Consider the following 12,549-nt stretch of genomic DNA (forward strand, 5'->3'; position numbering starts at 1 on the left):
TCCGATAGGGCTGCGCGGCGGGTTGAACCTTTATAGATATGCTCCAAATCCTTTGGGATGGATAGATCCTCTAGGACTTAGTGGCTTAAATAGCCTTCAGCAACAAATTGATGAGATTCTATTGGAACATCTTCCTGCTATACAGAAGATAGATCCAAACGCAACCGTTGGATATAGAGGTAGTGCTGCAAGTGGAATAAGTAAGTCCCATGATCCTGCGATTGCTAGACCTATTAACATGAATGATTTCGATGTTGATGGATTTATTAAGTCGGATTACTTAGCGAGTTCACCTGAGTTTAGGAACAGACGCCGGGGCGCATCTAAGCTTGGGGGGATGAAATCAATAGAGGAGTCTATCGATTCGAAGTTAAGGCAGAAATTCCCAGGATTAAGAAATGAACCATTTGGGTTTAGAGTGTTCTACACCCATGAGTTAGATGATCTGGCTAGAAAAGGCGACGTCCAAAGAAGGTTAGGGCGTTCCGGATGTTCATGAAATGGAGAGTGGCTGTGAACGAGAATAGGCAATTAGGTATTTTATTATTGGAAGACATTCCATTTGATGTGCTGCTTATTAAGCTGGAAAGGGCGTTTGGTGTTTCACTTCCTTGTGAAGATGATAAGGGCCGCTATGTGGCAAAGGCAGAACTAGATGATTATAATATAGAGGTTATAGATAGAGTTGATAGATTAGGGGATGTTCTTTGTGATGATAATCATGTGATCGACGTGAAAATAAAATCTAATGATTTTTTTAATCCAGACTTTGAGAGAAAAATAAAAAAAATACTAAGAGATGGAGATGTGAAGTGGAAGGATGGAATTTGGACTAAGCTTCATAGGGATGAGGATTATAGAGTCGTCTATCCTGACTCTTAGTGTTCACGTTAACAATGTAACCATTTCTAAATCTGCGTTAGAGCCGACAGTTCTCAGTCGGTTCTAAATGTCTAGAGTGAAAAGTATCTAAAAGATCAGGTTTAATAATTTTGAAATATCCATCTGTACACATCGATAAATCACTTAATATTACGGTATCTAACATTATTGATTTTAACGCTAGGATCGTGTCGGGTGCTTCTATAGGTAATATCATTCTAAATGAAAATATTTCACTATATATTAATGAAATGTACTCCAGATTTAGCATTACAGTTAAAAAACACTTCCTACCTGACGGGAGTGAGCGAAAGTCATATACAGTCGATAATACCTTATCCGTCATAACTGATAAAGACGGTGTCATTTTGTCACTTGGATGTAATGCTCATTATCAAGGGAGCTACAATGGAATCATATTCCCCGGAATGGAAATAACAGATATAATCAAGCTGACGGTTTCACAGAAAATATACAATGGTTCAATTATTATTGATGATGACTTTGGCGTTTCGTTTATACTCCCACCTCCATATGATGAGATCGCCGATGCGATAAGCCATATTCCTAGTGGGTTGACAATAAACGAAATTTTCGTATCTGATTTTTCATTCTGGCGATAGCTTATGGAGTATGTGAGTAAGTTTAGTGAGCATGTGATTAAATTTGGGGTCAGTGATATAGTTGTCACTGGCTACATAGATTCGGATATGCCGCCGGTTTTTCACCCGATGTATGACAGGGTTTACTTTATATCTGGTGAGGCTATTTTTGAGGTTTACATCGGTAATGATGGGATTGTTTATTCACATTTAGTTGAAAACATCTCTCCGTGGTTTGAAGTAGATGTGGATGATCAATTTTCCATGATGTCAATCTATTCACAAGCTTTTAAAACTGAACGGGAAGTTAAAATAATTGCAGTGAATTATAGTGAAGAACCGTTCTCAGTGTTCATCGCCAGGTATAAAGATGGTGACAATGAAAATTCACTGTATTTAGAGCCGAAGAGTTTTTTTGGCTTTTTGATTTCATAGAAAAAACCATGGAATGATTAGGAGTTCAATGTGAGCAAGGAATTAAAGCTTGATGTTATGAATAATAAAAATGACTTGATTGAAGGGACTTTTTGCTACTCGCTTTTTGAGAGGTCGTTCTTTGATGAAAAGCTGTTAAGTGACTTAATAAATAATTCAGAGGCGTTTTTAAAAGAAAACGAATGTGATAAGGATGTTTTAAATTTGCTATCATGGATTGTCAATGGTGTTGATCAGTGTTTTACATCCCATAATGATGAAAATGACTATTATTTAATTGAAAACTACTCTGTGGCATTGGAAAATAGGTGGGTGTTTTTGTGGCGGTCAAAAATTGATAAAATAATTGGCGGGAATTAAAATGGACATCAAGAAAATACAAGAGAAATGGGAGCGTGGTCAGTTAATTGGAGTGGATCTCATTGCAAGTAAAAACAATACAGCAAGAGAGATAAATATTTACTCTGAAGAAAGTGATGGTTTCAAAAATACTTTTAATAAGGAGTATGGCATTTCATATGGGAGTGTTATTTCGTTAAGCTCACTCATTAAGAAATGTGATAATTTGTGGTCTGAAATTCAAATAAATAACAAGGTATTGCTTCCTGATGGTGACGTTTTATTTTGCGGGGAGGGCGAAATGGGGAGTGATGGTTTTATTGTCAGAGCAGATAAGTATAATAAATTGAAATGGTTCATGTACTCTACGACCTCTAACCCATTTTTTGATGTTATAAGGTTAAACGGTCGGCTGCATATAAAATCCACGTTGGGTTTTTATCTTGACTTCGGTATCGCTGACAATGATATTTTTCTGAGAAATAAATGAGTGATGTTTTTCTAATTGACATTATTAGTATTAAACCTAATAATCAATGAGTTTTTAATTTGATGGAGGTTACCAATGATTAACAAATCTAGTCTGGTTGATGGTATCCTTTTTCGAGATGAGAATGACTCGAATGAAACTGTAGTTTCCAATTTTTATACTTGGGTGGAAATGCTTAAAGCGATCATTGTTAAATATGCGCAAAAGTCTGAAAGTGACGCGGAGTTATTGGTTTTATCATCGAGCTTAGTGTGCAAGCCTATCAGAAGTTATACGGCTGTCTGTCTCAGGAGTCATGAAATTGAATATCATTGGGCAATGCGGATAGCTTATGGTGAACAGTATTGGCTGAAAGGCGTAGAATCCAAACAGCCTGATGGCTACTTTGACTGGGATGTGCAATACAGGAAAGAACATAACTTAGCAGAGGAAAGCTTTTTTTAGCAATTCATGAATCGCGACCCGATAGGCTCAAACATCCCTCCAAATGTCCAACGCCTTCCTTATCCTACATCCCCCAAAACTAAATACCCAATATGCCATTAATCAGGGTGCGGCAGTGCCCGCCGATCCAGGGTTCGCCGTCAATAAAGCGCACGCTCACGCGGCCATCTCGATTCAGTTGGGTGCCCTGGCGCACCTGGTAGCCCTGTGCGGTCTGGCCGCCGTCGGGAAAGCGGTTGGCCTTCAATAAGCGCGCCAGACAGGCGTTGGCGCTGCCGGTCACCGGATCTTCAATCAAGGCGCCGCATTCCACCATAAACGCGCGCATTTCGTAATCGGCCGGTTCGGTTGCGGAGCAGGGGCCATAGATCACCACGCCATCCACATCACACGCCGTTTGCAGCTGTTTAATCGTGGCCTGATCCGGCGTTACCGCCAGGCAGGATGGTGCGTCCGGCAGGCGCACCATCAGCCAGCGGATGCCCATCTCGACAATCACCGGCAGGGGGCCTCCTTCAATCACCGCGGGCCGTAAAGCGGCCATCAGCCGTTCTGTTTCCTCAGCCGCCATTGGGCGAAACTCAACTTCGGGCGCGGCGAACGCCAAGGTGCCTTCCGGCTGGATATTGACCGCCACCAGGCCGACGCCGCATTCCTGCATCACCGTTCCAGGCCGTTTAGGTGCCAATCCGGCTTCCAGCAGGGCGTGGGCGGTGCCCAGCGTCGGGTGGCCGGCGAAGGGCAGCTCTTTTTCGGTAGTGAAGATGCGCACCTTATAATCCGCCGCCGGGTGCGTCGGTTTAAGCACGAAGGTGGTTTCCGAAAGGTTGGTCCAACGGGCCAATGCCAGCATCTGCGCGTCGTTCAGCCCTTCGGCCTCCAGCACCACCGCCACGGGGTTGCCCTGCAGCGGCGTACGGGTAAACACGTCCACCTGTTTGTAGGCGCGGGGTGTCACATCATCACTTCTGAGCATTTGCCATCATCCATTATCAACAAAACCTGATGATAACGATATTCGCCAATGGCTTCAAAGGGTTGAGTTTTGTTTTGAGATACCCGCCCGCCGCCATTTCAGCGTCGGCTTGGCGAACATCACCAGGTTGCCCAGCAGGATCAGGCACAGGCCCAGCACGGCGTTGAAGTGCCACTGATAGCCTTCGTAGATCGTTGAGATGGTCAGCGCCACCAGCGGGAACAACAGGGTGCTGTAGGCCGCCGCGCCGGCGCCGATGCGGCCGAGCAGGCTGAAGTAAGCGGCGAAGGCGATCACCGATCCGAAGATCGCCAGGTACAGCAGGGAGCCGATATAGCGGCTGCTGTATTCCATCTGGAACGATGCGCCCTGCGCCCAGGCGATCAGCGCCATCAACAGCGCGCCGTAGGTCATGGCGTAGGTATTGGTGGAAAAGATATCCAGCCCGCGGCGCTGATGGCGCGTGCTGATCATGTTGCCCAGCGAGAAACCGTAGGTGCCGAGCGCACTCAGGCCGATGCCTTTAAGCAGCTCCGGCGCCATGCGGGTGGCGGCCAGATCTTGCCAGAACAGCGCCACGATGCCGGTCAACCCCAGCAGCGCCGCCGGCAGCAGGTTGGGGCTGGGGCGCTGGCGGAAAAACAGCAGGCTGTTAAGGGCGTTGAACAGCACCGCCATCGAGAAGATCACCGATTCCAGCCCGCTGCTGATATAAGCCGCCGCGTGGTAGAAGCAGAAGAAGTTGAAGCCGAATACGCAGCAGCCCTGCAGCACGCAGAACAGATGATCGCGCGGGGCGAGGCGGCGCAGGCGGCGCGTTAGCAACAGCACGGCGAACATCACCGCGGCGGCAATGGCGAAGCGGTAAGCGATCGAGACGGGAATGGCCACCGGCCCTTCCTGTTGCAGGGTGATCGCAATCCAGGTGGTGCCCCAAATCAGCACCACGGCGAGGTACAACAGCGCATTCATTCTATTTGTTACTCCGAAAAAACCGATGGCGCAGTATCCGCTTTGGCGCGCGGCGGCGCTTGCAGCGCTTTGCGCTCAGTTGCATATTCTTGCGCTTTTTTTGCCAAAAGCGCGGGGCGGCGGCTGGTATGCGGCGGCGCCACTCTTTACACTGTCGGCATGTCGAACAACGGGGCCGGCGATGTCCAACTATCAGGCGTTTGAAACACTGCGTGAGCACAAGGCGCGGCTGCACGGCAGCGTGCTGCTGGGCACCGGTGTGGAGCTGGCCGCCTGGTCCAACTGCAACGATCGCGTCACGCAGGAAAGCGCCGACCACCATACCCTGAGCCTGTACGTCGCCGACGGCTATGAGTGCTACCAGCAGGTGCCGGGCGGCTGGCGCAACGGCGGCGGGCCGGATCGGTTCTGCATCATGCCGCGCCAATACGCCTCCACCTGGGATGTGCGCAGCGATCTGTCGTTCGTGCACCTGTATTGCACCGATGGGCATCTGCGGCAGCTGGCGGAGCAGACCTGGGATCGCAGCCCGGCGGCGATCAACGTGGAGCAGCGCAGCTTCGGCGAAGATCCGCAGATCACGCTGCTGTACCGCCAGTTTTTGCTCAACTGCGATTGGCAGGACAGCGCCAATCTGCTGGCGCTCAGCAGCGCGTCGAACCTGCTGATGTCACACCTGATCCAGCGTTACAGCCAGCTGCAGTGGAAGCTGCCGCCGGTGCGCGGCGGCCTGGCTCCTGCGGTAGCCCGGCGGGTGCGGGAATATATCGCAAGCCACCTCGATCGGCCTTTGCTGTTGGCGGATCTGGCGGCGCAGGCCGGGTTGAGCGAATACCATTTCGCCCGCATGTTCAAGCACGCCACCGGCCTGGCGCCGCACCAGTTCGTGATGCGCGCCCGGCTGCAGCGGGCGGAACAGCTGTTGCGGCATAGCCAACAGCCGATCACCGAGATCGCGCTGGCGTGCGGCTTCAGTTCCGCCAGCCATTTCAGCAACCGCTTCAAGGCGGCCTATGGATTTGCTCCGCTGCAGGTGCGGCTGGGGCGCTAACCGAAAGGGAGTGCAGCATGGATCAACAGTTTGCCGGGCTGGGCGTGTTGTTTGTCGCCGGATTCGGGCCCATCACGCGTGAGAACGACGAGAGCAAGGCGTTTTATGTCGAGGCGCTGGGGCTGCCGCTCAAGCCGATGCCGGGCAACGAAACCTATCTGCTGTCGGAGCAAGGCGCGCTGGACGGGGTGAAGCATTTTGCCCTATGGCCGCTGGCGCAGGCGGCGCAGTCCTGCTTTGGCGACGATCGCTGGCCGGCGGATCTCGCGGTGCCGCAGGCATGGATCGAGTTTGACGTGGCCGACATGGCGGTAGCCACCCAGGGGCTGGTCGATCGCGGTTATCGGCTGTTGGTCGCCAATCGCGAAGAGCCGTGGGGGCAAAGCGTTACCCGTTTGCTTAGCCCGGAAGGCTTGCTGGTTGGCGTCACCCATACCCCCTGGCTGCGTTAAACGCCGTGCCGTTCGCCGTCTTTGCAGCGGCGGCGGCCTAAGAACAAATACGCATTAGCTTAAAGCGATCTGCGCTATAGACCTATCGAATCCCCGAGTTGTTTCCTTCCGTGAAAGCAGTAATCCCGTTCATTGCGTAAAAACCAAGGGCCAGAACGCGCTATTGCCATGCCATTTTACGGCGATTTTCCCCCGTCTTTTTTTGCCGCCAGGTGCCTGATGGGAATAGAGATTATTCTTATATTTCCGCCAACCCTTAAGAAATAATAATGATTCTCGTTTTCAACCACGGAAAGGAGAAGGAACGATGAAAACAGTGAAGCGAACGGGCATCGCGTTGGCGATAGCCCTGACTTTCCCCCTGGCATTGCCTGCCGCTACGGCGGCGCAACCCTCCCTGACAAACAGTAAGGCGGCGACGATGACGGAAAAACACGGGCAGTTCATTGCGGTCGGTAAAGTGGTGCAGGTGACCTTCGGCGATTTCGCCTTCAAGCTGGATTTTACCGATGACAAGACCATGACCTTCACCGGTATCGGCGAGGCGTCGCAGGGCATACCGATACGGTGCAGTACACCGCAGTGGAGATTCGGCCGAAGGTTTACATGGTTTATTGGCACGAACCGCAGTCCGGCGACAACGTGACGCATATCGAGGACTTTGAGCGCGGCGAGGTGTACACCAACATCGCCGCCAAGGACGGCAGCTTCACCCATCTGAAAGGGCAGCTGAAAATCGTAGGTCACTCAGGAAAATAAGGAGCAGTTATGAAAAAGGCATTGATCACCTGTGCGATCGTCGGCGGCTTGCTGGCGAGTTACCCGGCGCTGTCAACGGATCAGGCGGCGTCTTACAAATCGGCCGGCAAAGGCGGCTATCATCATGCCCAGCAGAAGCTGAAGGTGGTGGAGGATCTGTACGCGGGCTTCTTCAACCGTCACGACATCGGCGTGGCGCAGAGGCTGATTGTGGAAAACTACAAGCAGCATAACCCGTTCGTCGGCGACGGCATCAAGCCGTTCCTGGATTTCTTCAGCCAGACCTTTAAAGACAATCCGCAGTACAGCGCCAAAATATACCGCAGTGCGGTCAACGGCGATCTGGTCTACGTTCACGTCAAATACCAAAATAACCCGCAGGATCGCGGCACCGCCAGCGTGGATATTTATCGGGTGAACGATCAGGGGAAAATCACCGAGCATTGGGACGTCAATCAGGATGTGCCGGAAAAATCGGCCAACGACAATACCATGTTCTGATCCGCAAGGGCCGCTGCGGCGGCCCTCAACACGCCCGCAACACTTTATTTACTTACATAAATATTAAATGACCGCCGCGTCGAGTAGGCTACGGCCGCCTTTGGCAGTGGTGGAACGGTTGATGGGCGTCATTGTCCCACCACTGCTTGAGGCGTTTCCCCGCATTTCCCGTTATCCCGCGCGTTGACTCTCCACTTTTTTGAACTGACGGCGCAGCTGCAGCGCATTGCAAAGCACCAATACCGCCGTGACGGCGAACACCCAGCGGAACCCCATCATCGCCGAAATGCCCGATCCCAGCAGCGGGCCGACCACGTTGCCCAGGTACATGAAGGATTGGTTATAACCGAAGATGCGCCCGGTCACCTGATCGGAGGAATACCTCAGCAGCAATGCCTGCACCGCCGGCATCAGCGCGCCGTCGGCAAAACCCAGCAGGAAGCGCAGAATGCCCAGCTGTAATGGCGTATTGACCCAGGCCATCACGGCGAACAGGCCGGTGGTGAACAGCAGCGCGGCGATCAGGATGCGCGCGGTGCCGATGCGATCGCCGAGCCGCCCGAGGCGCGGCGCCGAGATCAGCGCCGCAATGCCAGGCACGGCGGCGATCATGCCGCTGACAAAGGCGATATTGCTGACGTCGCCCGACAGCTCGCGGATGAACAGCGTCAGGATCGGGCTGATGGACGAGTTAGCCAGCTGGATCATCAGGGTACAAACGAACAGCGTGACGATCAGCGTCGGATAGGGCAGCGAACGGAATACCGCCTTGCCGCTCAGCTGATCCGCTTTTTTCACCGTGATGCGCCGCTCTTTAATCAGGAACAGCGTCACCAGGAAGCTGACGAACATCAGCCCGGCGGTGACGAAAAACACCACCCGCAGCCCCAGATGATCGGCCATCAGCCCGCCCAAAAGCGGCCCGGCGATCACGCCGGAGATCTGCCCGGTAGAGAGCGTGCCCAGCGCCCAGCCGCTTTTATCGCGCGGCGCCTGCGAGGCGACCAGCGCCATGGCGTTGGGAATATAGCCGGACGTCAGCCCCATCAGGGCGCGCAGCGCGAACAGCTGCCAGACGTTGGTGGCCAGCCCCTGCAGCGCGATGACGATCGCCATGCCCAGCGAGGCGCGCAGCAGCATCAGCTTGCGGCCTTTGCGGTCGGCCAGGCTGCCCCACAGCGGCGAGACCACCGCCGAGACCAAAAAGGTGCCGCTGAACACCAGCCCGGACCACAGGCTGAGGGATTGGTGATCGCTGACGCCGAGCTGTTCGACGTACAGCGGCAGAAAAGGGAGGATTTGGCTCATCGCCAGCCCGGTGAAGAAACACCCGAGCCAGACCGAGATCAGATTGACTTTCCACGCTTCCATCGGCTTACCGTACCACGTTGAATAAGGAGGGATTTATTAAGCAAAATAATAATAACACTGCAAATTAATCGGCGAGGAGCAAATGCGTGAGCAAACGTAACCCTGCCGATGCAGTGTCTTTTTTGCTATATATTAATAGCTATATTATCATAGGTAACTAGGTTAAGCCAGAGCGGCGCGGTAGCCAGGAAGGGCACCGCGCGATCCGGCGGTGTGAAAGCAGGGATAAACTGAACGCTAGATGATGCCAATGAAAAAAGATCACCCTGAAGACGTGTCGCTGCTGCGCACGCAGTTAATGTCGCTGGTGCGCCGTTTGCGGCGCGAGTCGCGCAGCGACGAAAAATCCTGGGCCCAGCTAATGCTGTTGGGGGCTATCGATCGCCACGGCGGCGAGGCGACGCCGTCGCTGCTGGCGGAATCGGAGCGCATGCGTTCCTCTAACCTGGCGGCCGCGTTGCGTGAGCTGGAGGCCGACGGGCTGCTGGTGCGCACGCCGGATGCCGAAGACAAACGCCGGGTGCGGGTGCGCCTGACGTCCGCCGGGCTGGGCCTGCTGGAGCAAAGCCGCAGCCGGCGTGAGGCGTGGCTGTTGGCGGCGATGGAGAGCTGTTTAACGGAGCGGGAGCAGGCGCTGTTGATTGAGGCGGGGGCGTTGATGGCGCGGCTGGCGGCGGCGCCGTCAACGGACGCGGAATAATCGCTGGGCGGCCGGTGCGCCGCCCCCGCGGCGAGATTACGGCATCGGCCAATCGACCGGCATGGTGCTGACCACGTCCACGTAGCGATCCCAGGCCGATGACCAGAACTGGGTGAAGGCTTCCAGGGTAAGGTGGATGCCCATCAGGCCCATCACGAACCAGCAGGCGGTAAACAGGCCCAGGCTGCTGAACATGAACGCCATGCCGTTACGGCTGGTTTTACGGCAAACGACGTTTAACTGGCTGGCGAAGAACATCATCACGGCGCTCAGCAAATCCCAGCGCATCATGACTAAACCGGTGGCAATGGTACTCATCGAACTCGATCCTATGTAACAAAAAGCCGCATCCGGCAGGGCGCCGACAGGGAAATGCGGGGGGATAACGGGAATAATGTGATTTATATCACATTGTAGCATTGGGGCGAACGGCGGCTCAATGGGGATCGCGGTGAAAAAATCGCCGCCGGTAACATTCCAATATGCTGAAACAGTTATGCCATTTCATTAGCAACCTTTTCATGGGGCGTCGCGCCCGATAACGCTATGCTTGCCGGCTTTTCAGCTCCCTGATTTTGCGGGGAAATGTGACGCAAAAGGTACCGGCACTGCATGGCCCTGTTAAAAGAAACAATTCGCGACCACTCTGCGGAAGAAAGGCTGTTTATCCGCCGGGCAGGCGTGGCGCTGGCGCTGGTGGTGGTCTGCTTCGGCGTATTGATCGTCAACCTCTACCGGCTGCAAATCCGCCAGCACGGCTTTTACCAGACGCGCTCCAACCAGAATGACATCAAGATGCTGCCGATCGCCCCCAGCCGCGGGCTGATCTTCGATCGTAACGGTACTCCGCTGGTGCGAAACGTGACACTGTATCGCATCGAGATCACGCCCAGCAAAATCACCGACATGGCGGCGCTGCTGCAGGCGCTGACGCCGATCGTCGACCTGACGCCGGAGGACATCAGCGCGTTTCGCGATGACATGCACCACAACAGCCGTTACAAGCCGGTGACGCTAAAAACCGGGCTGAGCGACACCGAAGTGGCGCGCTTTGCCGTCAATCAATACCGTTTCGACGGGGTGACGATCGATACCTATCAACAGCGTGAATATCCTTACGGCGCCCAGCTGGCACACGTACTGGGCTATGTGTCGAAGATCAACGACAGCGATCTCAAACGCCTGGACAAGGCCGGGCTGAGCGAGAACTATGCCGCCGACCGCAACATCGGCAAACAGGGCATCGAGGCCTATTACGAGTCCGAACTGCACGGCACCACCGGCTATCAGGAGGTGGAGGTGGATAACCACGGGCGGGTGATCCGCCTGCTGAAGGAGCAGCCGCCGAAGGCCGGCAAGAACATCTACCTGACGCTGGATTTGCCGCTGCAGCAGTACATCGAATCGGTGCTGAAGGGGCAGCGCGCCGCGGTGGTGGTGGAAGATCCGCGCGACGGCGGCATCCTGGCGATGGTCTCCAGCCCCAGCTACGATCCCAATCCTTTCGTCAAAGGCATCGGCTATCAGGCCTATAAGACGCTGCTGACCAACCCGGATCTGCCGCTGATCAACCGCGTCACTCAGGGCTTGTACCCGCCGGCGTCGACGGTGAAGCCCTACATGGCCGTTTCTGCGCTGTTCGCCGGGGTGATCACGCCCACCACCACCTTTTTCGGCGCGCCGACCTGGACGCTGCCCGGCACCGAGCGCCGCTACCGTGACTGGCTGAAAACCGGCCACGGCATGCTCAACGTCACCAAAGCGATCGAGGAGTCCGCCGACACCTTCTTTTATCAGGTGGCGTATGAGATGGGCATCGATCGTATTCACCACTGGCTGAGCCAGTTCGGCTACGGCCAGTCCACCGGCATCGATCTGAACGAAGAGTACCGCGGCGTGCTGCCGAGCCGCGACTGGAAGCTGAAGGTGCACAAAAAAGGCTGGTATCAGGGGGATACGGTTTCGGTGGGCATCGGCCAGGGGTATTGGGTGGCGACGCCGATCCAGATGGTGAAAGCGCTGACCACGCTGATCAACAACGGCCAGGTGAAAACGCCGCACCTGCTGTATTCGCTGCAGCAGGGCAACCGGGTCACACGCTATCAGCCGCCGGCGCAAGCGGCGCAGATCGGCGATCCCCACTCGCCTTACTGGGGCATCGTGCGCAACGGCATGTACGGCATGGCCAACCTGCCGAACGGCACCGGTTACAAACTGTTCCACACCGCGCCGTATCAGATCGCCGCCAAATCCGGCACCTCGCAGGTGTTCAGCCTGAAGCAAAACCAGACTTACAACGCCAAAATGATCCCGGTGCGGCTGCGCGATCACATCTTCTATACGCTGTTCGCGCCTTACAAAACCCCCCGGGTGGCGATGGCGCTGATCCTGGAAAACGGCGGTGGCGACGGCGTGGTGGCGGGGCCGACCGCCCGCGCGATCCTCGACCATATTTTCGACCCGGCCAACGCGCCGCAGCCCGGCGATCCGGCGCAAAGTAAACCGCAGTTAAACGACAGTGCAGATGTGCAACGGTGATGCGGTTTGTTTTTACTTTCTTACAAACTGCAATCTC

General features: G+C 54.3%; 17 protein-coding genes and 1 pseudogene. 14 read left to right on the forward strand and 4 right to left on the reverse strand.

The window, feature by feature from the left end; genetic code table 11:
• From FUU19_RS11835 to FUU19_RS11865, 7 genes and pseudogenes are all read left to right on the forward strand, one after another.
• Positions 1-499, forward strand: a pseudogene (locus FUU19_RS11835) (type IV secretion protein Rhs); the annotation flags it as partial.
• A 14-nt stretch (positions 500-513) separates the two neighbouring features.
• Positions 514-882, forward strand: a complete 369-nt coding sequence (locus FUU19_RS11840) for a hypothetical protein (protein WP_230489737.1) — start codon at positions 514-516, stop codon at positions 880-882.
• 110 nt (positions 883-992) lie between these two features.
• Positions 993-1,505, forward strand: coding sequence for a hypothetical protein (locus FUU19_RS11845; protein ID WP_230507132.1), 513 nt, complete (start codon positions 993-995; stop codon positions 1,503-1,505).
• 3 nt (positions 1,506-1,508) lie between these two features.
• Entirely contained in the window at positions 1,509-1,919 is a 411-nt protein-coding gene (locus FUU19_RS11850) for a hypothetical protein (RefSeq protein WP_197834251.1), read from the forward strand.
• A gap of 30 nt (positions 1,920-1,949) precedes the next feature.
• Positions 1,950-2,279, forward strand: a complete 330-nt coding sequence (locus FUU19_RS11855) for a hypothetical protein (RefSeq protein WP_197834250.1) — start codon at positions 1,950-1,952, stop codon at positions 2,277-2,279.
• Position 2,280: 1 nt separating this feature from the next.
• Positions 2,281-2,748, forward strand: coding sequence for a hypothetical protein (locus FUU19_RS11860; protein WP_197834249.1), 468 nt, complete (start codon positions 2,281-2,283; stop codon positions 2,746-2,748).
• Between the two features lie 75 nt (positions 2,749-2,823).
• Positions 2,824-3,192, forward strand: a complete 369-nt coding sequence (locus tag FUU19_RS11865; protein ID WP_230489738.1) for a hypothetical protein — start codon at positions 2,824-2,826, stop codon at positions 3,190-3,192.
• Between the two features lie 79 nt (positions 3,193-3,271).
• Here the strand turns inward: FUU19_RS11865 and FUU19_RS11870 are convergent, their stop codons facing one another.
• Together FUU19_RS11870 and FUU19_RS11875 are read right to left on the reverse strand one after the other, a co-directional pair.
• Positions 3,272-4,168: a PhzF family phenazine biosynthesis protein gene (locus tag FUU19_RS11870; RefSeq protein WP_230489739.1), complete on the reverse strand. Its 897-nt coding sequence runs from the start codon at positions 4,166-4,168 to the stop codon at positions 3,272-3,274.
• Between the two features lie 54 nt (positions 4,169-4,222).
• Entirely contained in the window at positions 4,223-5,140 is a 918-nt protein-coding gene (locus FUU19_RS11875) for a DMT family transporter (protein ID WP_197781498.1), read from the reverse strand.
• 181 nt (positions 5,141-5,321) lie between these two features.
• Here FUU19_RS11875 and FUU19_RS11880 point away from each other — a divergent pair, with 181 nt between their 5' ends.
• The 5 genes from FUU19_RS11880 (at position 5,322) to FUU19_RS11895 (ending at position 7,903) form a co-directional block, all read left to right on the forward strand.
• Positions 5,322-6,191: a helix-turn-helix domain-containing protein gene (locus FUU19_RS11880; RefSeq protein ID WP_096242226.1), complete on the forward strand. Its 870-nt coding sequence runs from the start codon at positions 5,322-5,324 to the stop codon at positions 6,189-6,191.
• Positions 6,192-6,208: 17 nt separating this feature from the next.
• Positions 6,209-6,643, forward strand: a complete 435-nt coding sequence (locus FUU19_RS11885) for a VOC family protein (protein WP_230489741.1) — start codon at positions 6,209-6,211, stop codon at positions 6,641-6,643.
• Between the two features lie 307 nt (positions 6,644-6,950).
• Entirely contained in the window at positions 6,951-7,289 is a 339-nt protein-coding gene (locus tag FUU19_RS11890; RefSeq protein WP_230507133.1) for a hypothetical protein, read from the forward strand.
• Positions 7,250-7,402 carry a MoaF-related domain-containing protein gene (locus tag FUU19_RS24755; protein ID WP_430726436.1) on the forward strand — a complete coding sequence of 51 codons (153 nt, stop codon included), beginning with the start codon at positions 7,250-7,252 and terminating at the stop codon, positions 7,400-7,402. The genes FUU19_RS11890 and FUU19_RS24755 overlap by 40 nt, the downstream gene beginning before the upstream one ends.
• 9 nt (positions 7,403-7,411) lie before the next feature.
• On the forward strand, positions 7,412-7,903 hold the full coding sequence (locus tag FUU19_RS11895; RefSeq protein ID WP_047727596.1) for a nuclear transport factor 2 family protein: 492 nt from the start codon (positions 7,412-7,414) through the stop codon (positions 7,901-7,903).
• Positions 7,904-8,074: 171 nt separating this feature from the next.
• Here the strand turns inward: FUU19_RS11895 and FUU19_RS11900 are convergent, their stop codons facing one another.
• Positions 8,075-9,274 carry a multidrug efflux MFS transporter gene (locus FUU19_RS11900; protein WP_141968976.1) on the reverse strand — a complete coding sequence of 400 codons (1,200 nt, stop codon included), beginning with the start codon at positions 9,272-9,274 and terminating at the stop codon, positions 8,075-8,077.
• Between the two features lie 250 nt (positions 9,275-9,524).
• On the opposite strand from FUU19_RS11900, the gene FUU19_RS24715 reads away from it, so the two are divergent.
• Positions 9,525-9,974, forward strand: coding sequence for a MarR family winged helix-turn-helix transcriptional regulator (locus FUU19_RS24715; protein ID WP_141968974.1), 450 nt, complete (start codon positions 9,525-9,527; stop codon positions 9,972-9,974).
• Between the two features lie 36 nt (positions 9,975-10,010).
• Here FUU19_RS24715 and FUU19_RS11910 read toward each other — a convergent pair whose 3' ends face one another.
• On the reverse strand, positions 10,011-10,292 hold the full coding sequence (locus FUU19_RS11910) for a YjcB family protein (RefSeq protein WP_230489744.1): 282 nt from the start codon (positions 10,290-10,292) through the stop codon (positions 10,011-10,013).
• A gap of 294 nt (positions 10,293-10,586) precedes the next feature.
• On the opposite strand from FUU19_RS11910, the gene mrdA reads away from it, so the two are divergent.
• On the forward strand, positions 10,587-12,512 hold the full coding sequence (mrdA, locus tag FUU19_RS11915; protein ID WP_197834245.1) for a penicillin-binding protein 2: 1,926 nt from the start codon (positions 10,587-10,589) through the stop codon (positions 12,510-12,512).
• Positions 12,513-12,549 lie beyond the last annotated feature (37 nt).

Origin of the sequence: Serratia montpellierensis, assembly GCF_020858655.1 — a bacterium.
GTDB lineage: Bacteria > Pseudomonadota > Gammaproteobacteria > Enterobacterales > Enterobacteriaceae > Serratia > Serratia montpellierensis.

What these genes read in the sequence shown, in the direction of transcription:
- FUU19_RS11850 (WP_197834251.1), top strand. Translation starts at nt 1,509, where the DNA reads ATGGAGTATGTGAGTAAGTTTAGTGAGCATGTGATTAAATTTGGGGTC.
- FUU19_RS11860 (WP_197834249.1), top strand. Translation starts at nt 2,281, where the DNA reads ATGGACATCAAGAAAATACAAGAGAAATGGGAGCGTGGTCAGTTAATT.
- FUU19_RS11865 (WP_230489738.1), top strand. Translation starts at nt 2,824, where the DNA reads ATGATTAACAAATCTAGTCTGGTTGATGGTATCCTTTTTCGAGATGAG.
- FUU19_RS11870 (WP_230489739.1), bottom strand. Translation starts at nt 4,168, where the DNA reads ATGCTCAGAAGTGATGATGTGACACCCCGCGCCTACAAACAGGTGGAC.
- FUU19_RS11875 (WP_197781498.1), bottom strand. Translation starts at nt 5,140, where the DNA reads ATGAATGCGCTGTTGTACCTCGCCGTGGTGCTGATTTGGGGCACCACC.
- FUU19_RS11880 (WP_096242226.1), top strand. Translation starts at nt 5,322, where the DNA reads ATGTCCAACTATCAGGCGTTTGAAACACTGCGTGAGCACAAGGCGCGG.
- FUU19_RS11885 (WP_230489741.1), top strand. Translation starts at nt 6,209, where the DNA reads ATGGATCAACAGTTTGCCGGGCTGGGCGTGTTGTTTGTCGCCGGATTC.
- FUU19_RS11890 (WP_230507133.1), top strand. Translation starts at nt 6,951, where the DNA reads ATGAAAACAGTGAAGCGAACGGGCATCGCGTTGGCGATAGCCCTGACT.
- FUU19_RS24755 (WP_430726436.1), top strand. Translation starts at nt 7,250, where the DNA reads ATGGTTTATTGGCACGAACCGCAGTCCGGCGACAACGTGACGCATATC.
- FUU19_RS11895 (WP_047727596.1), top strand. Translation starts at nt 7,412, where the DNA reads ATGAAAAAGGCATTGATCACCTGTGCGATCGTCGGCGGCTTGCTGGCG.
- FUU19_RS11900 (WP_141968976.1), bottom strand. Translation starts at nt 9,274, where the DNA reads ATGGAAGCGTGGAAAGTCAATCTGATCTCGGTCTGGCTCGGGTGTTTC.
- FUU19_RS24715 (WP_141968974.1), top strand. Translation starts at nt 9,525, where the DNA reads ATGAAAAAAGATCACCCTGAAGACGTGTCGCTGCTGCGCACGCAGTTA.
- FUU19_RS11910 (WP_230489744.1), bottom strand. Translation starts at nt 10,292, where the DNA reads ATGAGTACCATTGCCACCGGTTTAGTCATGATGCGCTGGGATTTGCTG.
- mrdA (WP_197834245.1), top strand. Translation starts at nt 10,587, where the DNA reads ATGGCCCTGTTAAAAGAAACAATTCGCGACCACTCTGCGGAAGAAAGG.